Annotated in this window: 20 protein-coding genes; 9 read left to right on the plus strand and 11 right to left on the minus strand. The window is 31.4% G+C overall.

Annotated features, from left to right (window positions below; all coding sequences use genetic code 11):
- Positions 1–11: 11 nt before the first annotated feature.
- Entirely contained in the window at positions 12–194 is a 183-nt protein-coding gene (sul7d, locus tag DFR85_RS16405; protein ID WP_110271724.1) for a Sul7d family chromatin protein, read from the minus strand.
- Positions 195–418: 224 nt separating this feature from the next.
- Here sul7d and DFR85_RS16410 point away from each other — a divergent pair, with 224 nt between their 5' ends.
- Complete coding sequence (locus tag DFR85_RS16410; protein ID WP_110269208.1) at positions 419–1,882, plus strand: thiamine pyrophosphate-binding protein; 1,464 nt, start codon at positions 419–421, stop codon at positions 1,880–1,882.
- Between the two features lie 71 nt (positions 1,883–1,953).
- Entirely contained in the window at positions 1,954–2,493 is a 540-nt protein-coding gene (locus DFR85_RS16415) for a hypothetical protein (RefSeq protein ID WP_110269209.1), read from the plus strand.
- Here DFR85_RS16415 and DFR85_RS16420 read toward each other — a convergent pair.
- From DFR85_RS16420 to DFR85_RS16440, 5 genes are read right to left on the minus strand one after another with little or no spacing between them, the layout of a single operon-like run.
- Positions 2,464–3,003 carry an RNA-processing protein gene (locus DFR85_RS16420; protein ID WP_110269210.1) on the minus strand — a complete coding sequence of 180 codons (540 nt, stop codon included), beginning with the start codon at positions 3,001–3,003 and terminating at the stop codon, positions 2,464–2,466. The genes DFR85_RS16415 and DFR85_RS16420 overlap by 30 nt on opposite strands.
- Positions 3,003–3,761, minus strand: coding sequence for a serine protein kinase RIO (locus tag DFR85_RS16425; protein WP_110269211.1), 759 nt, complete (start codon positions 3,759–3,761; stop codon positions 3,003–3,005). Before DFR85_RS16425 ends, DFR85_RS16420 begins: the two co-directional genes overlap by 1 nt.
- Before the next feature lies 1 nt (position 3,762).
- On the minus strand, positions 3,763–4,086 hold the full coding sequence (locus DFR85_RS16430) for a translation initiation factor aIF-1A (protein ID WP_110269212.1): 324 nt from the start codon (positions 4,084–4,086) through the stop codon (positions 3,763–3,765).
- 50 nt (positions 4,087–4,136) lie between these two features.
- Positions 4,137–5,327 carry a thiolase family protein gene (locus tag DFR85_RS16435; protein WP_110271725.1) on the minus strand — a complete coding sequence of 397 codons (1,191 nt, stop codon included), beginning with the start codon at positions 5,325–5,327 and terminating at the stop codon, positions 4,137–4,139.
- Between the two features lie 34 nt (positions 5,328–5,361).
- On the minus strand, positions 5,362–6,618 hold the full coding sequence (locus DFR85_RS16440; protein ID WP_110269213.1) for a tRNA (N(6)-L-threonylcarbamoyladenosine(37)-C(2))-methylthiotransferase: 1,257 nt from the start codon (positions 6,616–6,618) through the stop codon (positions 5,362–5,364).
- A gap of 48 nt (positions 6,619–6,666) precedes the next feature.
- Here DFR85_RS16440 and DFR85_RS16445 point away from each other — a divergent pair, with 48 nt between their 5' ends.
- The 7 genes from DFR85_RS16445 (at position 6,667) to DFR85_RS16475 (ending at position 13,823) form a co-directional block, all read left to right on the plus strand.
- Positions 6,667–7,083, plus strand: a complete 417-nt coding sequence (locus tag DFR85_RS16445) for a translation initiation factor IF-2 subunit beta (RefSeq protein WP_110269214.1) — start codon at positions 6,667–6,669, stop codon at positions 7,081–7,083.
- Between the two features lie 5 nt (positions 7,084–7,088).
- Positions 7,089–7,385 (plus strand): DUF424 domain-containing protein, encoded by a 297-nt coding sequence (locus DFR85_RS16450; protein WP_110271726.1) that lies wholly within the window; start codon positions 7,089–7,091, stop codon positions 7,383–7,385.
- A gap of 5 nt (positions 7,386–7,390) precedes the next feature.
- Positions 7,391–8,098, plus strand: a complete 708-nt coding sequence (locus tag DFR85_RS16455) for a 60S ribosomal export protein NMD3 (protein ID WP_110269215.1) — start codon at positions 7,391–7,393, stop codon at positions 8,096–8,098.
- Positions 8,095–8,724: a ribonuclease HII gene (rnhB, locus tag DFR85_RS16460; RefSeq protein ID WP_110269216.1), complete on the plus strand. Its 630-nt coding sequence runs from the start codon at positions 8,095–8,097 to the stop codon at positions 8,722–8,724. Before DFR85_RS16455 ends, rnhB begins: the two co-directional genes overlap by 4 nt.
- Positions 8,724–9,791 carry a TGS domain-containing protein gene (locus DFR85_RS16465; RefSeq protein WP_110269217.1) on the plus strand — a complete coding sequence of 356 codons (1,068 nt, stop codon included), beginning with the start codon at positions 8,724–8,726 and terminating at the stop codon, positions 9,789–9,791. Before rnhB ends, DFR85_RS16465 begins: the two co-directional genes overlap by 1 nt.
- A 242-nt stretch (positions 9,792–10,033) precedes the next feature.
- Entirely contained in the window at positions 10,034–11,881 is a 1,848-nt protein-coding gene (locus tag DFR85_RS16470) for a type II secretion system F family protein (protein WP_168367099.1), read from the plus strand.
- 220 nt (positions 11,882–12,101) lie between these two features.
- Entirely contained in the window at positions 12,102–13,823 is a 1,722-nt protein-coding gene (locus DFR85_RS16475) for a type II/IV secretion system ATPase subunit (protein WP_110269218.1), read from the plus strand.
- 20 nt (positions 13,824–13,843) lie between these two features.
- On the opposite strand, the gene DFR85_RS16480 is transcribed toward DFR85_RS16475, so the two are convergent.
- Genes DFR85_RS16480 through DFR85_RS16500 form a run of 5 tightly spaced genes read right to left on the minus strand, consistent with a single transcriptional unit; the run spans position 13,844 to position 18,197 of the window.
- Positions 13,844–15,085 (minus strand): glycosyltransferase family 2 protein, encoded by a 1,242-nt coding sequence (locus DFR85_RS16480; protein ID WP_168367100.1) that lies wholly within the window; start codon positions 15,083–15,085, stop codon positions 13,844–13,846.
- Entirely contained in the window at positions 15,082–15,600 is a 519-nt protein-coding gene (ppa, locus tag DFR85_RS16485) for an inorganic diphosphatase (protein WP_110269220.1), read from the minus strand. The genes DFR85_RS16480 and ppa overlap by 4 nt, the downstream gene beginning before the upstream one ends.
- Positions 15,601–15,638: 38 nt before the next feature.
- Positions 15,639–16,175, minus strand: a complete 537-nt coding sequence (locus DFR85_RS16490) for an HD domain-containing protein (protein ID WP_110271727.1) — start codon at positions 16,173–16,175, stop codon at positions 15,639–15,641.
- 2 nt (positions 16,176–16,177) lie between these two features.
- Positions 16,178–17,509 carry a bifunctional hydroxymethylpyrimidine kinase/phosphomethylpyrimidine kinase gene (gene thiD / locus DFR85_RS16495; protein WP_110269221.1) on the minus strand — a complete coding sequence of 444 codons (1,332 nt, stop codon included), beginning with the start codon at positions 17,507–17,509 and terminating at the stop codon, positions 16,178–16,180.
- Positions 17,487–18,197 (minus strand): MoaD family protein, encoded by a 711-nt coding sequence (locus DFR85_RS16500; RefSeq protein ID WP_110269222.1) that lies wholly within the window; start codon positions 18,195–18,197, stop codon positions 17,487–17,489. The genes thiD and DFR85_RS16500 overlap by 23 nt, the downstream gene beginning before the upstream one ends.
- Positions 18,198–18,199 lie beyond the last annotated feature (2 nt).

An 18,199-nucleotide genomic window follows, 5' to 3' on the forward strand; every position in this document is an offset into this window, starting at 1 on the left:
TTTCGTTTTCATTATTTTCCTAGCTTGTCTAGTAATTCTTTTGGCGCGTCTTTTTCGCTTACTGCTCCTCTACCAGTTTTTCCGTTATCGTCGTATGTGAATGATACCATTTTCCCTACTTTCCATACTTTCTTTACTTTTGATATGTCTACTTCCTTCTCTTCTCCCTTATACTTGAATTTTACAGTAGTCATATGAGTATGCTTTGCGTCATTAGTTAAAAACATTTCGGCGATAAAGGAAATATTACCATAAGGTTACCTTATGTTTTTCCCTAAATACCGTTAATTTAATCTTATATTATACATAAAATATTCAAAATATTTGTTAATTGGTATTTTTTTCTTAAATATATATACATAAAAGTTTATATACTTTTTATAAAATCTTTTTATACTTCTTAGTATGCTTTAAATTTATGAAATTAGGTTATGAGATTTACAATGTGATTAGAGATTTTACAGATAGAATTTATGGAAATCCTGGCACAACTGAACTATCGTTTTTAAAATACCTTCCAGATGATTTTAACTATTATCTAGCATTAGCTGATGGTATTGCAGTTGGAATGGCGGAAGGATATTATCTTAAGACTGATAATCTAGCCATAGTAAATTTGCATGCCGCTCCTGGTCTTTCTAATGCTGCTGGATTTATACATACTGCTTTCATGGATAGGGTACCAATGCTAATAATAGACGGCGAACAAAGTTCTAAGTATATAGTAGATGAGCCAAGACTCTATGGAGACTTAAAGAACTTACCTTCAGTTAAAGGTTTCTTTGAAATTAAAAATTCTCACGAAGGTCTCAAAATAATTAATAAAGCTATAAGACTTTCCCTTACTCCACCGTATGGACCTACTGTGGTCTCTATACCACAAGATCTAGTAGACGAGGAGGTTAAGTCTATTAAGTTAAATAAATTCAGTGTTAATCAAAACTGTAGTGAATGTACACTAAATTATGTAACAGAAAAGATCAATTCATCAGAAAAAGTTGCCATAGTAGCAGGTTATGAGATAGATGTATTTAATGCCCATGAAGAATTACAAAAATTCGCGGAAAAAATAGGAGCGCCTATATATGCTGAGCCGTTTGCCTCAAGAGCTCCGGCCCTTCATATTGATGGAACTCTACCCAGATATGCTAGTCAAATTAATAAGATTCTTGAGAATTACGATCTGGTTTTAGTTATAGGAGGAAGTCTAAATAATGTTTTATTTCCAGATGAAGAAATTATAGGAAATATAATTGAAATAACGTATGATAGTCTTGAGGCATCAAAGAGAATATGGGATTGTTTTGTATGTAACCCGAAAAGCTTTCTAATAAATATTTTTAATGGAGTCAAACAAAAAAATAAAAAATCACCATTAATATCCATACCAAATGGTAAAAATAAAGAGATTGAAGAAGCTATCAAAACACTATCACTAAATCTTAAAGGATACACAATATTTGAGGAGGCTCCTTCATATAGAGAAACTATTAGGGAAATAATGGGATACAATAAAAGATCATTTTTTGCTAATAGAGCAGGGTTCATAGGCTGGGCTATACCAGCCTCTTTTGGATATTCATCGGCTAAAGGAAAAGCATTCGCCATAGTAGGAGATGGGAGTTTTAACTATAGTTTTCAAGGACTATGGAGTGCAACTAAATATGGAGGAAAAATGAAAGTTCTGGTAATAAATAATGGTGGATATAGATCACTAAAAGGATGGGCAAATTACAATAAGGACTTCCTCTCTCCTGCCACGGATCCTTGGAAATTGGCAAGTTCGTATAATTTTGAATCGAAAGAATTTGATAATCAAACAGAAGCCATTAAATGGCTTATGGAAGACGATTCCCAGAAATTAGCAGAAATAAGAATATGAAAATATCTTACTAAATATAATAATTGAAGTAAAAGAAACGTTTTTATTTAACCCATCATTATCATTTAGTTGTGAATACATTAGAACAACTTATGGAAGAATTCGGATTTACAGATGACGAGATATCTTATGCCCTTGATAAGGCTAAAGGAATAATTTTAGGCTTTGCAATGGAGTATAGAGCTAGGCAGGTTTTGGAGAGTATGAATTTTATTAATGTGAAATCTGTAGATCTCCCTACGCACGATATTGAGGCAGAAAAAGACGGAAGAAGATATTTCATAGAAGTTAAAGCTACAAAAAAATCTCCTACCAAAGAATATAGCGCGTATAAAATTGCTATGATAGCGAAGTTAGGCGGAACTCATTTGACACTTTTAATGACACCAAAACCAACTTTGTATCTAACTGAAGATATATTAAGTGAACCAAAAAGAATTCTCCTTAAATTCTTCAGATTAATATTTGCAGAAGATCTAGTAGATCTAAAAGATTTCTTAGATAATGATAAAAATAGAAAGATAGTTACATCATATGAGAAAGTAATATCGTCATATTTAGATAAAATACCTAATGAAAATTTACTTGATATTGTTAAGTCTGTTTTTTGAGAAATATCTCACTAACTCTTCTTCTGCTTTATCTAGATATTTGTAAACAGTATTATGTTCCCTCCCTTCTATAAGCATATCTATTGCTTTACGCGCTATAGACAATTGATCATATGTACCTATCATCGCAACATAATGATCATAAATAGAAATTATAACTGAAGTGTATTCTTGAATAATTCTCTTGGCCTTACCAGCTTCTCCTATAATTCTTCCTTTTACTCGTCTTATTAAGTCTGGATTACTCCCTAAACTTATTTTTAAATCTATTACGTCTAACTGATATTCGTCACTCATTAATCTTAATGCGTCGTCTATAGAAAAACCTAAACCTAAAGCTTTTATTACTGAAACTACCTTTAGTGCTTCATAAGAATTTTGAGTTTTCGGATCTATTTCGAAAAATTTATTTTTATCATCATAATGTATTTCAACTCCAGATATTTCTTGAAGCCTAGGAATAAGTGATTTTACTTCATTTAACTTCTCGTCAGAGACAGTTACGAACATTATTCTTCACGATTAGGTATCTCAAGCGTCTTTAAAATTTCTTCAGTATCAATAATAGATAAACCTTTCGACTCAAAAAATCTGTTTACATTATTTATATCTCTAATTAGAAAATCCATAGCATTTTCATGGTCTATAGGAACTGATTGACTAACGTCTATAATATATACTCCATCGTAAACCATTATATTATATTCGCTTAAATCACCGTGAACTAATTTTGCTTTATTTACCATGAGTTGCAATTGTGAAATAATGTCACTATATAGGTTATTATCTATTTCTTCGTCTGGAAGCTCTTTAAGTAAAGGAGCTCTAACACCATTTTCGCCAATAAACTGCATAACCAATATATTCTCATAGACATAAATTGGTTCTGGAACTCTTACTCCGGCTTCATGCATTCTTTTTAGATTCTTGAATTCCTTCCTTGCCCACGTATATATTAATTGTCTAGTATTGGATATCTTAATTTTCTCGAAACGCTGATCACCTAGGGTATATCTCTCCACGGCTCTCTTATGAGATGCCGTCGAAACATAATAGATTTTTACTGCATAATATTTTCCATCATATGTACGAGCTGGATAAATTTTAGCCTCTTTACCAGAAGAAATAGATCCCAAATATGTTTCTATATCTAGTCTGCTTGCAATATTTTCTAAATTAACGTAAGTCTTGGGATCTAAAGTAGAATCAACTACTTTAAAAAGATCCTCATCTTTTCTTCTTTTCTCAATTTTTCTTTTTTCCAAAATATTAGCCTCTTAATTGATCTATAATATCTCTTGAAACAATGTTTTCTTCTGTAAGCTTTCTTATTTCATCATGCATATATTTATGTATAATATCACACTTATCCGATTGAAAATCCCAAGGTGCAGTAAGTACTACATCTCCTTCTTTTATCCACACTTTTTTCCTCATTCGCCCAGGTATTCTAGCTACTCTTTGCTTGCCATCAACACATGCAACTATAATATGCTCAGCCCCAAGCATTTTCTTTACAACGCATATAACCTCTCCTTCTTCTGGTTTCATAACCTCTCTTGTAGGAGCTTCCGATCTATCTTTTTTTGGCAATTAATTGACCACCATTTGTATTAGAGATTTCTATGCATAAAAACTTAAGCTTACTTTAGTGGTTTTAATAATTCTATAGCAATAGCAGTTGAGCCTCCTACACCGTGACAAATACTTGCTATACCTCTTCTACCATCCATTTTAGATAAGACATTTATTAATGTTGTTATTATTCTCGCTCCACTAGCTCCTATTGGATGACCTAATGCTATTGCACCTCCAAATACGTTAAGCTTATCATAAGGAATACCTAGATATTTATTAGCTAAGACACTGTTAACTGCAAACGCTTCATTATTTTCAAAGTAATCAAAGTTCGTAATTTCCATATTTATTTTTTTCAATAATTTTTTCACAGCAAAGATTGGAGCTTCAGTAAAACGCCAGCTTTCAATACCTACCCAAGAATAGCCCAAGATTTTAGCTATAGGCTCAACGCCTAATTCCTTTACTGCTTTCTCACTCATTAAAACTAAGGAAGAAGCACCATCAGATAGCTGAGAAGAATTACCTGCAGTATGAAATCCATCATCGCTAAATGCTGGTTTTAATTGAGATAATTTTTCAATAGAAGTATCAGCTCTTATTCCTTCATCTCTATTAATTTTTTTGCCTTTAACCTCTATTGGTACTATTTCTGAATTAAACAAACCTTTTTCTGTAGCTTCAGCTGCACGTCTATTACTTTCATACGCTACTTCGTCTAGCTCTTTTCTTGTAAAATCATGTGCCTTAGCTACCATATCTGCCTCCTTACCCATAAGCATCGTATTGAAAGGATCCGTTAAGCCGTCTACTAACATAGTATCTACAAATTCTAATGATTTACCTAGAAGATATTTCACTCCCCATCTAGATTCGGATTTGAGTGCTAACGCTGCTTGGCTCATACTTTCCATCCCGCCTGCAACAATGACATTAGCATCTCCGCTCTTTATCATTTGAGACGCGTTTATTACACTCATCATGCCAGAAGAACAAACCATATCTAAAGAATATCCATCAACATCGTATGGAATTCCAGCTTTTATTGCAGCTTGCCTAGCTAAATCTTGACCATGACCTGCCCTTAAAATATTACCCATTATACTGATATCGACTAACTTTGGATCCAAATTTACTTTTTCCATAGCTGATTTCATTGCAGTAGCTCCAAGATCTACTGGGCTTACGTCTTTAAACTGTCCTCCAAATTTTCCTATCGGCGTTCTAACTGCCGAAACTATGTAAACATCTTCCATAGATAATAGTAATACATCATACTTTTTAAATTTTTTAAACAATATCTCCTCTCAAATCATAAAATGAAAAGTTATTTATCCTAACATTGTACCACTTGCCTATCTCTGCATTCTGCACTATAACAGGAATATAATTTATCGTTCTGCCTATTTTCGAATTATCTTTACCATTCTCGGTAATAATAACTTTAGAGACTTTACCTAAATATTCTGAATGATTTTCCCGAGCTATTTCCTCATATAGGGAATTAATGATTTTCATCCTTTCAGTTTTAACACTATCCGGAATTTGCTGCATTAATGAGCTCTTTGTATTAGGACGTAATGAGTAAATAGCAATATGTAATTTCTCGAACCTTATTTCCTTAATTAGATCTAATGTATTTTTAAACGCATTTTCGTCTTCTCCAGGATGACCAACTATTATATCAGTAGTTATATTAGCATTCGGTATTTTTTTCCTAATTTCCTTAACTAAGTTCCTATACTCATCAACAGTATACTTTCTATTCATTATTTTCAATACATTATCATCTCCGCTTTGTACTGGTAAATGGAAAAATTTGTATACTTTAGGATCTTTGAATGTATCTATCAAATCATCTATGTTTCTCATAGCTTGTTCCGGCGTCATCATACCTATTCTTAACATGAAATTTCCATCTACCTTAGAGGCCTCTCTAATAACATCCGATAGCTTTACTTTTCCGCCATAATCTAGACCATATGCAGCAGCGTCTTGTCCAGTGAGCTCTATTTCCACTGCACCTTTACTAACAAGATCTTTTATAGTATCAATTATAGCTCTTAATGGATAACTTCTTAATTTTTTCCTAGCAAGCTTCGTTATGCAAAAATTACAATCTCCTGCACATCCGTCTGCAATAGGGATTATCCCAATTTTATTCATAAAAATTCTAGGAGTATGATTTGGTGCATCAGATTCAAGAAATATAACTCTATTTTTAGCTTCAGTAGCATCTATAATTTTGCCTAAAGCTTGCGGACCTATTATAGATGCGTTAGGAGCTATTTTGCTAACTACTCCTGGTTCTGCTCCAGCAAAACAACCGGCTACAATTAATTTTTTACCTAGTTTATTTAATTGGGTTATTCTTTTTTTCATTCTTTCTCCAGTCTCTAGTCTTACATCGCAAGTGTTTAGAACTAGCACGTCAGCATCTTTTGGTGAACTAACTATTTCATGATTTTTATCTTTTAATAACGTCATCATTATATATGTATCTCCTTTATTTAATGCACAACCGTAAGTTTCTATGTATACCTTCATTTTCACCACATATTTTAACCCCGATCTTAATAGATTTAATGTAGAAAAATGTCTTCAGACAAAGAGTATACATATTTGCTTGATAGAGTTTACACAAAGATACCTAAGAAAACTTCAGAGTCTACACAAAATTTACCGTCTTTAATAATATTGAATATAGGAAACACTACTATAATAAGAAACTTTAGTGAATACTGTGATAGATTACGTAGAGAAGATAAATTATGCATGAGGTACTTACTTAAAGAGTTAGCTGCCGCAGGCTCTATAAGCGATAATGGCCAATTAGTTATACAAGGTAAGTTCTCATCTTCAATAATAAACACACTGATGGAAAGATTCATAAGAACCTATGTGCAGTGCAGTACATGTAAGAGCTTAGATACTGTACTAGTAAAAGAGAATAAAGTATGGTTCATACAATGTTTGGCTTGTGGAGCTAAAACTTCTGTTAAACCTTTGTGAGAAAAATGAAAGTAATACTAAATATAATTAGAGGAGAAGGCAACGTTTTTGTTAATATATGTGAAAAAGATTTGCTAGGAAAAGAATTTAGAGAGAATGAAGTAATACTAAATATAAATAAGGAATTTTATGAAGGTGATGAAGTAGATATGGAATATGCTTTTTCACTAGTGGATGAAGCTACTGTAGTTAGCATAGTAGGGAATATACTAGTTGATGAAGCTATAAAGAGAGGATTTGTCCATAAAGATTCAGTATTAGAAGTTTCAGGAGTTAAGTTTGCACAAGTATATAATTTGTGACTACCATGCCGTCTAAATTTTGTGTCCGATGCGGAAAAGAAAACGTAAAGCTCATTGATAGATTATGTATTGATTGCTATATTAAAACAAAAAAGCTTATCCTTCTGCCGAAGGAAATTAACGGCAAAGTTTGTAAGATATGTTATGCAGAATTTCTAGATGGAAAATGGGAAAATATTCATGACAATTTACAAGATTCCGTGAAAGATTTGGCACTAAGAGAAATTTCAAAGAAAATTAGTATTGATAAAAATGTATTAGATTACTCAATAGATTTAGGAGATATATGGAAGGATAGTAATGGAAAAGAACATGTAAAAATAATAGCTAATGGAAAAATAGATAATGAAAAGTTTACAATAAGTGAAGATATTAATATTAACATAGACTATACTATATGCGATGCTTGTAAAAAAAGAAAATCCAAATATTACGAGGCTATAATACAACTTAGAGGAAAGAATGGAAAGTTTTTACTCGAAAAGAGACGCTTATTCGAATCGTTCTTTTCTGAAGAAGAAATATCGAATTTATCTGATATAATAGAAGGAAAAGAGGGAGTAGATTATTATTTTATTAAAAAATCAGTTGCTAAAAAATTAGTATCGTCAGTAGCGTCTATGACAGATGCACAAATAAATGAAAGTTTTCAAGATGAGACAACAAAAAAAGGTAAAAGACTGGCTAAACTAGTAATCTCACTAAGATTATGAGATTAGGAATAGATGAGGCTGGAAGAGGTCCAGTTATTGGACCTATGATAGTAGCAGGTGTATTGATAGACGAAAATGAGGCTAAAATATTGAAAAATTACGGAGTTAAAGATAGTAAGAAATTAAGTAGAAAACAGAGAGAAAATCTAATAAATATCATTACAGAATTTAGCGAATCTTTTGTTGTAACTAAAGTATGGCCTGAGGAAATAGATATTAGAAATTTAAATTGTATAACATATGAAAAAGTTATACAGATAATAGATGCTATGTCAGTGTTTAAACCAGAAATAATTACAGTCGATAAAGTAGGAAAGGAAGAAATAGTGATAGAACAAATAAAACAGCTAGGATCAATACCAAACGTAGTTTTTAAGGCTGACGAAAATTATATAGAGTGTAGTGCTGCTAGCATAGTGGCAAAAGTCTTTAGAGATAGGATAATAGACGAGTTAAAAATAACTTATGGCGACTTTGGAAGTGGATATCCATCTGATCCAAAAACTATAGAGTGGATAAAAAAGATCTATTCTGAGAAAAAAGAACCTCCAAATATATTAAGGCGTTCTTGGAAAATCTTACAAAGAGTAGCTCCTGATTTTTACATAGAAAAGAGGTTGAAATAATGGTTACCAATTTACCCGCAGAGGCTAAAGTTAAATGGCTTAGAGTAATGGATGCAAAAACTACTGACGAGAAGATTAAAGCTATACAAGATTTCCTTAGCAGCGTACCTAAACATAAAGGGACCGAAAACTTGGTATATTGGGCACGTAGACGTTTAGCCGAATTAAGAGAAGAGACTGAGAAACAAAAAAGGAAAAAATCAGCTTCAACTTCCTTCTTTATAGAAAAAGAAGGAGCAGGACAAGTCCTAGTCTTAGGTCGAGAAGAGTTAAAAAATAAAATAGTCAGATTATTAACAAATGTGAAGCAAGATCCCAAAGATTTTCCTATCCCTGCAATGACATATTATGAAGATGTTGGAATCCAACTTATAAATCCCCCTCCTTTGATATTAAATTCTAGATTAATAGTTAGTAAAATACTAGGTCTAGTGAGAAATGCCGACGCATTATTAATAATTGTATATGATGAGAATGAATTTATTAGAATAAAAGAATTTCTTGAGTCAAATAATATTATTCTAGGTAAGCCTAAAGGAAAAGTTATAATAGAACGATCAAGAAATAGTAAAGACGGATTAAGAATAATAAATATGGGTAAAATAGTAGGTTCTTCTGAAAATGATATACGAAAATATTTAGAAGATTTTGGAATTAAATCTGCAATAGTTAAGATATTTGGAGAAATAACTCTAGACGATGTAGAAAAATCTCTTTTTGAAGCTATAGCTTACAAACCTACTGTTATCGTAGCTCTTCATAAATTTAACTCTAATTTACCTGTAATAGAATTTTCTGAGCTTAATAAACTCAGTAAAGCACTTTTTGAAAGTTTAGATGTAATTAGAGTCTATACTAAAGAACCAGGAGAAAAACCTACTAGTGATCCATTAATTCTAAAAAAAGGTACAACAGTACTAGAAGTTGCAAGAAAATTACATAGCGCGCTCTCAGAGAATTTCAAATTTGCCAGGGTATGGGGACCATCTGCTAAGTTCCCTGGACAAAAAGTAGGAGGAGAGCATATATTAGAAGATAAAGATATATTAGAAATTAAAGCTAAGTAAGATATCACTTATACCCTTACTATTCATTTAGTCATTATCTAGTAGTTATACTTAAGAAATTAATTCCATTTCACATATATTATTAGTTATCAAATACATATGGACAATCATAAAATATAATAGAATCTTATAACTCATACAAAGTTTTCATAAGCAGATTAGTTGTATCTGAGAGATCTCTGAAAATATTCAATTAATAGCGTTAAGCAAATAATTTAAACCACAATATGAAAGAGATTTATATGGCAATAAAATTAAAAAGAACATCGAAGTCTAATGTTCAGCATAATTCTAATATCTCCATTCCTTCTATTTTCATGAGTTTTTATAATTGGAACATAGTAGCTAAAATGTCCAAGAACTATGAGAAAAAACTTTTATTAGCAGGCTCAACGGAAGATCCTAGAATATTTGCAGCGAAAATACTTTTCTATACGCTTATTAGCATAGCTCTATCTTTAGTACTTATAATTTTTGGAATAATAATCTTTGTAAAATTTTATCTTCTTTTTAGATTAGCTAAGTATATAGTATTATCATTTATGATGATACTATTTGGGATAATTATTCCGCCAATTACCTACCTCTTACTTAGTATTAATGTCTCACAAGCTATAGATTCTAGGAAAAATGGCATTAATAGTGAAACTTTTGCATTTTCTTCTGTTTTTATCATATTCTTAAGATCTGGACTAAGTCCTAGATTACTTTTTGAAAAGTTACCGAAGACTCAAGCTTTCCAATATATTAATCAAATTATGCTCTATACTAATAAAAGAATAAAATACTTAGGTGAAAGTGTAGAAGAAGCTCTAAGAAATACAACTAGGATATCTCCTTCGAAAATATTTAATGATTTCATTCTAACTTATGTTACAGCAATTCGAACAGGAGCTCCAGTAATAGAAACTATGGAATCAAAAGTAAAAGACCTATTGAAAGAATTCGAATTAATTGGATCATTGGCATCAGATAAGCTTCAGGGAGTAGCCGAAGGTTATGTCATTTGGTTATCTTCTGGTTATATAATGTTCTTTCTTGTATTGATCCTGCAAGCTATATTTCCACAATTAGCAGGAAGTATTCCATTACCACTTATAGGAGCTATTGCAATATTCCTTATTCCAGCAGTAAATCTTGTTTTTATTCTAATGGCTGATCAGATTCAATTAAAGTTTCCTGAGAGAAAAATGAATGCGTATAAAACATTCTATATAACTTTTCCAATTGGTATTATCACTATGTTACTAATTCTAGCAGCAGAACATCAACTAACATATCTAATATTTCTCGACGGATCAACATCAAATATACTGCCAGTATCTTTTGCGATAGCTATAGGTCTTATAATTGCTGCAATTCCACCATATGTTATCTCAGAAAAGGAACTACGAGCTGGTTCTGGCTATGATGAATATGTGGCTGGATTCTTAAGATCTATATCGGAAGGGCTACGAGCTGGCTTACCCCCTGAAACCATAATTTATAATATAAAAGATGCTAAGGAAATGGGGAAATTAAAGGAGATACTTAATTCTGTATATGCTTATATAAAGCTAGGATACCCCCTCAAAGATGCTTTTCAAAAAGCATCAGAAAAAATTAATGATTTCACCTCTAAGATAGCATTAGTCTCAATTTCAGACATGATAGATATAGGGAGCATGACGCCGGAAACTATAGAATCCTTGGCAGATGAAATAGATAGCCAAGTAAGAATAAAAAGAGAATATGAAAGTAAGGTTAAAGTACTAATGTTTACTCCTTATATTGGAGTAGTAATAGCACTAATAGCGGCTATATTTCTTGGAATTGCTTTAGTTAAACTAATAGTCTCACAAAATTTCATGTTAGTAGGACCTTTAGCCGATGCATCAATTCTATTACCTAGAGCCGTTTTCATAGCGTCTATATCTTCAATATTTAATTCATTCCTTGCTGGCTTATTAGTAGGTAAGATAGGGTCAGGCAAAGCAGCTACTGGATTTAAACATTCTGTAATTCTAGTAGTATTAACAATTTTAGTTATATTAATATTACTACACGTAAATCTCTCATTTAAACCGCCGTCTTCTAGTGGATTAATATAATTTTTATACGAATTTGGTTTTTATTATGACATAGCTTCTATCTTACTTAGATTTAAAATTTATATAATTTCATATTATTTTTTGAGAGAATTGTAGAATTATCCAATAATATAAACCACAAGCTAATAGCCTACGTACTCAATAGAACTACAATAAGCTTGAATTATCCAAAATAATATAAACCAAACTATTTATAAGGAAGTTTAACGTAACTTTTTCTATGGCAAGTATTCTATCGAAATTTAAGTTTAATGGTAACAAAGCATCCCAGGGCACTATAGAAACTGAGAAAATTCCTGTAAATCTTTTTCCTGTTTCAGCACCAGTAGAAGAAATAACTGAAATAATATCCGATTATGAAATTGCTATCTTAGATTATGTTCCTCCATCAGTCAAAAATAGTTTCAATAAGGTAAATGTAGAACTAAATATAGCTAATCCACATGTTTTCATAACCTATGACCAAGATAAGGGAATATATAAATATGTGCTTATAGAGCCCCCAATAGATCCTTCTGTATTTAACATTTATAAATTTTTTATATCTGAAATAGAGAGAGAATTGTTAGATAAAAAGGAACAAATAGATTTAGGAAAAATAATTGCGGAATCTGCAATAAAGAGAAAGGATCTTGAAATTATACAAGGAACAAGAGGAGATTTACAGTTATTAAGTACTAGAGGAAAAGTTGCTCTATACTACTTATTGAGAAATATGTTTGGATATAATATACTTACTCCATTGTTAGCAGATTTCAAGATTGAAGATATCTCGTGTAGCGGTCTAGATTTACCAGTATACGTTTACCATAGAGATTTTGAATATATACCTACTAATATCACATTTAGAGAGAAAATGAAAGTAATAGATCAAGATATTGATGGAACAGAATTATTAGATGAGATAGTTATGAGATATGTTTCCTTGTCTGGAAAGACTATTTCAATTGCTAATCCTATAGCTGACGGAATTCTGCCTAAAGGAGATAGAATAGCTGCTACTTTTAGGAAAGAAGTTAGCGCTAGAGGATCCTCATTCGTAATTAGAAGGTTCAATGATAGACCAATTACAATCTTAGATCTAATAAACAGCGGAGTATTATCTCCTCAAGCTGCAGCTTACTTATGGTATGCAATAGATCTTAGAATGTCTTTCATGGTCATAGGTGTTACAGGTGCTGGAAAAACTACAATGCTTAATGCAATTCTGAATTTATCTAAAGAATCGATGAAAATAGTTTCTATAGAAGATATTCCAGAGCTAAGGCTAGCTCAAGATAATTGGGTTCAACTATATTCTAGAGAAGTATATGGAACTACTGGTAAAGAAATCTCACTAATGGATTTATTGAAATTATCTTTAAGATATAGACCAGACATGATAGTTGTAGGAGAAATAAGAGGTCAAGAAGCATATGTATTGTTTCAGGCTCTGTCTACTGGCCATGGTGGTGCTACAACATTTCATGCCTATGATACTGATAGTGCATTAAAAAGGTTAATGAATGAACCATTAAATATACCTAAAGAATGGGTTCCTATGATGAATATTGTTGTTAACGTTAGAAGACTTCCTGTTTTTGTAGGAGAAAAGTTAGTATTAAGGAGAAGAGTGGTTGGCATAGATGAAGTAGCTGACTATAATGATTTTAGAAGAGTTGTAAATTGGGACGCTAGATCTGATTTTCATAATTTGGATTTGGACAGTGCAAAAGTTATGAGACTAAGAATTGAGGAAATAGGTAAAGGCCTGGATGAAGTAAAACAAGAAATAGACAAACGTGCACTTTACTTAAAGTTATTAGCGGCATCTAAGGATGTTATTCAAAATCCTGAGAGTTATAGAGAAGTAAAGAAGTACATTATTAAATACTCATTAAGGCCAGACGAAGCATTAAAAGAAGCGATGAGAATAACATCTATAAAAATTACTAATGTATAGTAAAATCGATATTTTAGTTTTTACAATTCAAACATGGTTATCGATAACAAGAACATTATCAAGAAAAATGAATATTTATTCAATAAAATATCAAATATAGAAATGATAAAGAAAATATATCTCAAAATCTCAACAGAATTTGGTGTAAGATTATCACTATGTATCTTAGGGGTAACACGCCAAGAGAACTTAACTCTAAAAAACCCTTGGATAAAACCAATCATCGCCGCAAATACTACTATTATCCCACTTAAATCAGCTTCCTTCGGATTTTTGGATGAATAAATTAATAGCGAAAATCCATAAATAATGATTGAAATAATGAATATATATACATTTATAGAATATGGTAATAAGGATAAAAGTATAATAATGGATAGAAAAAGTGAATATACGCCCCATTGTATTACATAGAGGAATCCTTCTAGTCCCTTAATTCCTTTTTTAATTAATTTTAATCCATCTAAAAATAACTCTCCTGAACCATATGCCCAACGTTTTATCTGCATATATAAATCATAATAATTCAATGGCGAAAGGATAGATATCGATGGCTCATCAAAATAATATATTCGTATATTATTAAGAGCTAATCTTATTCCTAGCTCAAGATCTTCTGTAACAACATTTTCCTTCCATCCGCCTATATTAACTAAAATAGATTTTTTTATAGCAAACGCCGAGCCATTAGGAAATATATATAACCCTCTCATGAACCTACCTCTGAATAATGAAGACATTGAAAAATCAGTGAAATATGAATATATTCTGCCTATACCTTGAGCATTTCTAACTTTCAACCTTAATGAAATTACGTTATATTTTAGTAAATACGATACATGTTTCAAAAAATCTTTATCTACTCTTGCTTCTGCATCAAGAAATACTAAAAAATCTCCACTGCTCAAATTTACTCCAAAATTTAATGCACCTGCTTTTCTCCCTGTTGGCACTTCTCTCCTTACTATCTTAAAATTCTTTGGATATGGAATAGATAAATATTTTTCAAATATTTCCTGTTTGTCATCTGAAACTATTATAACCTCATAATTATCATAATCAAGTTCAGAAAGGTTCCTTATTAAATCTCTAATAGTATCTACTTCCTCGTCTTTTATTGCTATTATTATGGATATTTTTTTATTTCTATCATATCCTATCTCAACAATCTTCTTACTGGAAAAATATAATGCCTGTAAAACAAACCATATAGAAGAAATAATTGATGATAATAGCAAAAGTATACTTAAGAAAAAACTCATTCCTTCATTTTCCTCTCTATTGCCTCTTTTATTTTTTCCTTAGCTACTGATACTGTGCCCCAACCAGAAGTTTTCACCCATTTGCCTGGCTCTAGTTCTTTATAATGGTCAAAGAAATGATTTATTTTATCTTTAATAGATTGAGGAAGATCTTCTATATCTCTGATAGTAGAGAAACTTGGATCTATTTTATCCTTAGGAACGGCTATTATTTTTTCGTCCTCTCCTTCTTCATCTCTCATATATAGCATTCCAATTGGACGAGCTTCTACTACTGTTCCAGGATAAAATGGATAATTACTTATTACTAGTACATCAATTGGGTCTCCATCTTCGCCTAAAGTGCCTGGCACAAATCCATAATTAAATGGATAAAACATCGAAGTATAAAGTATTCTATCTACTTTTACAATTTCTTCTTCATCATCATATTCATATTTAATATTTGATCCCATAGGGATCTCTATAAATACGTTCACACTATCTGGTGCGTTTTTGCCTGGACCAACTTTCATTTAAGATCAATAGTAACTTTGAGTATAAAGATTTATATTTATTCATAGTTTTTTTCTATAATATTATTTACAAAATCCTTAATCTTGATTAATGGCTCAGTAGAAACTAGATAGTTTATTTCATCTAAATAACTATTAGCTATTTCTTGAGCATCGTATCCTAGTTTTATATATCGCTTAGCCTGAAGTACAGTAGATAGTCTATCCGATAATTTAGCTATATTAGATTCTAACGTTTTTTTCTCCTTGAATTCTATAAATAGATCTACTCCTACTCCTAATTCCTTAAAAGCTTCTAGTTCGACATCTCTTTTATTTATTTTTTCAGAAGTCCATTTTGGAAAATCTCCTAGAATACTCTCTCCAACGTCGTGAAAAAGGGCTATTACAGCGGCATGATCAGGGTTAACATTAACTCCTTTGTCTTTTAGTTTAGAAGCTATGGTAAAAGCTAGTATTGCCGCTTCAAAGCTATGCGAAGCTACTGTTTCTCCAATGGAAGGCGGAATACCCTTTTGCATCCAACCTGTTCTTACAAGATTTTTACACGATATAAGAAGTTTTTCTAATTGCATTGTCATAATGATTTGCATATATATCCTAAAGAATTTTCCATCTCTTCTAAGCTATTTGTCCAAAATCTTATCATAGCTTCTTTGCCTTTTGTCCCTTTATCGAATATTACCTTAGGAATATTACCGTAATTCGCAGCTATGTATTCTATTATCCATTGCATTGTCTTATTTTCTCCGTGAGCTGGTTCTAAATCCCTGTTAATTTCTATTACTTCGTATCCTATTTCTTTGAATAAAGAAATTATTTTCTCGTCGTATTTTATATTAATTAATGAGTTAGCATTATATCCTTTAGAAATTATAGAAAAAAGTAATCTAGCAGTGTGTGTAGGATTCCCGAAAACAGCAGGAAATCCTACTTTAACATTATTATTCCATGTCTTAACTATTCTTCCTCTGAAAGTAGCAATATCATCAATGCTATTAACATAATTAGAATCTATAGAATGTGCAAAATTAGACTGAACTTCTGGAATTAACTTCCAAAAGTTTTGCGTATTCACTATAAAATCGCCAAATTTTACCATATCTTCTAGAACCTCATATTTCATTATTTCTTTAAGTAAGAAGAAAGGATCTACTGGTCCTATTCCCTTTCCTATCTCAAGACCATAAGCTATAGATCCTTGTAGTAAATCTCTTGCGATTCTTATGGCATCTACAATATTATTTCCTTTAGCGATCTCTGCAGCTATGGCAGATGCAAAAACAGAACCAGTACCATGTGTATTTTTTTCGCTAATTCTTCTATATCCTATTTCATAAAAATCCTTTCCGTCATATAAAACATCAAAGCTGTAGTCTCCTTTTATATGACCGCCTTTTATTATTACGTATGGTACTCCATATATCTCGTATATTTTTTTAGCTGCAATTTCTTGATCATTTTTACTCTCTATTTTAACTCCCGATAGTATAGAAGCTTCTACTGCATTTGGAGTTAAAACTGTAGTATTTTTAATAATGTATTTTTTATAATCTTCTATATCATTAATTAGCTGAGTACCGTCTTTTGCATAAATAACAGGATCTGTAACTATTTTATATTGACGTAACTTGTCATTAATCACTTTAAATTGAGCCGAATTATATAGCATGCCTAATTTAACTGAATCTACTTTAAAGTCCGACAATAACCAAGAAATTTGAGAATCCAAAAGTTCTGAAGAAATTGGAAAAATTTCCTTAATACCTAGAGTGTTTTGAACTGTTATTGCACTTACTGCTAAGATTCCGTGAACGCCTAATATCTCAAATACCTTAATATCAGTTTCTACACCAGCTCCATTTCCAGTATCTATACCTGCAACACTAAGAGCTACTTGCTTTTTCATTCTTCTTCACTCTAGTATTTCCTGCAACTACCCAATATTCTCCGTCATCTCTTATTTCAAGTTTCCATATTCCAGTAGTATGTTTGACTAATTCTATAGCTTCGCCTATAGCATTAATAGCATCTTTTCTACCTTTCCCAATACACATTATCAATATCACATTATCTCCAGGCTTCATGTTATCAATTGCATGAATAATCTTTATATTTATTACATCTTTATATTTATCTATAATATATTTTTCTATTTCATTAATTCTTCTTTGTGTATATGTTTCATATGCTTCGTAATCTAGTTCATAAACTTTATGTGAATCTACTAATCCCTTTACGAAGCCCAAGTAAACAACTAATGAACCTGCTTCTGGTGGTGCAGTTTCTCTAAATTTTCTTATTTCTTCTAAAAAATCGAATTTTCCTCTTATTACATCTCCGCCTGCTGGCGGAGGAAGAAACGCTATTTCGTCGCCATTGCTTATATTTCTTATATTTGTCTCACCGTTAATTAAAATGGCTACCTTAATTCCGTTTACACCATTTTTGACATATTCAGAAAATTTCCTACCGTACTTTTTTTCTAAGTCGTTTATTAGACAATCTATATCACTACATTCAGTAGATAATTCTTCCTCTGAAACTCCAGTAATATCTTTCATAAAGGCAAAGTATTTTATAATTACTTTCAACATTC

Origin of the sequence: Acidianus brierleyi (genome assembly GCF_003201835.2) — an archaeon.
GTDB lineage: Archaea > Thermoproteota > Thermoprotei_A > Sulfolobales > Sulfolobaceae > Aramenus > Aramenus brierleyi.

Coding starts and splice junctions, on each gene's coding strand:
- sul7d (WP_110271724.1), bottom strand. CDS start 194: ATGACTACTGTAAAATTCAAGTATAAGGGAGAAGAGAAGGAAGTAGAC.
- DFR85_RS16410 (WP_110269208.1), top strand. CDS start 419: ATGAAATTAGGTTATGAGATTTACAATGTGATTAGAGATTTTACAGAT.
- DFR85_RS16420 (WP_110269210.1), bottom strand. CDS start 3,003: ATGTTCGTAACTGTCTCTGACGAGAAGTTAAATGAAGTAAAATCACTT.
- DFR85_RS16435 (WP_110271725.1), bottom strand. CDS start 5,327: ATGGAAGATGTTTACATAGTTTCGGCAGTTAGAACGCCGATAGGAAAA.
- DFR85_RS16440 (WP_110269213.1), bottom strand. CDS start 6,618: ATGAAGGTATACATAGAAACTTACGGTTGTGCATTAAATAAAGGAGAT.
- DFR85_RS16445 (WP_110269214.1), top strand. CDS start 6,667: ATGTCTTCAGACAAAGAGTATACATATTTGCTTGATAGAGTTTACACA.
- DFR85_RS16450 (WP_110271726.1), top strand. CDS start 7,089: ATGAAAGTAATACTAAATATAATTAGAGGAGAAGGCAACGTTTTTGTT.
- DFR85_RS16455 (WP_110269215.1), top strand. CDS start 7,391: ATGCCGTCTAAATTTTGTGTCCGATGCGGAAAAGAAAACGTAAAGCTC.
- rnhB (WP_110269216.1), top strand. CDS start 8,095: ATGAGATTAGGAATAGATGAGGCTGGAAGAGGTCCAGTTATTGGACCT.
- DFR85_RS16465 (WP_110269217.1), top strand. CDS start 8,724: ATGGTTACCAATTTACCCGCAGAGGCTAAAGTTAAATGGCTTAGAGTA.
- DFR85_RS16470 (WP_168367099.1), top strand. CDS start 10,034: ATGGCAATAAAATTAAAAAGAACATCGAAGTCTAATGTTCAGCATAAT.
- DFR85_RS16475 (WP_110269218.1), top strand. CDS start 12,102: ATGGCAAGTATTCTATCGAAATTTAAGTTTAATGGTAACAAAGCATCC.
- DFR85_RS16480 (WP_168367100.1), bottom strand. CDS start 15,085: ATGAGTTTTTTCTTAAGTATACTTTTGCTATTATCATCAATTATTTCT.
- ppa (WP_110269220.1), bottom strand. CDS start 15,600: ATGAAAGTTGGTCCAGGCAAAAACGCACCAGATAGTGTGAACGTATTT.
- DFR85_RS16490 (WP_110271727.1), bottom strand. CDS start 16,175: ATGCAATTAGAAAAACTTCTTATATCGTGTAAAAATCTTGTAAGAACA.
- thiD (WP_110269221.1), bottom strand. CDS start 17,509: ATGAAAAAGCAAGTAGCTCTTAGTGTTGCAGGTATAGATACTGGAAAT.
- DFR85_RS16500 (WP_110269222.1), bottom strand. CDS start 18,197: ATGTTGAAAGTAATTATAAAATACTTTGCCTTTATGAAAGATATTACT.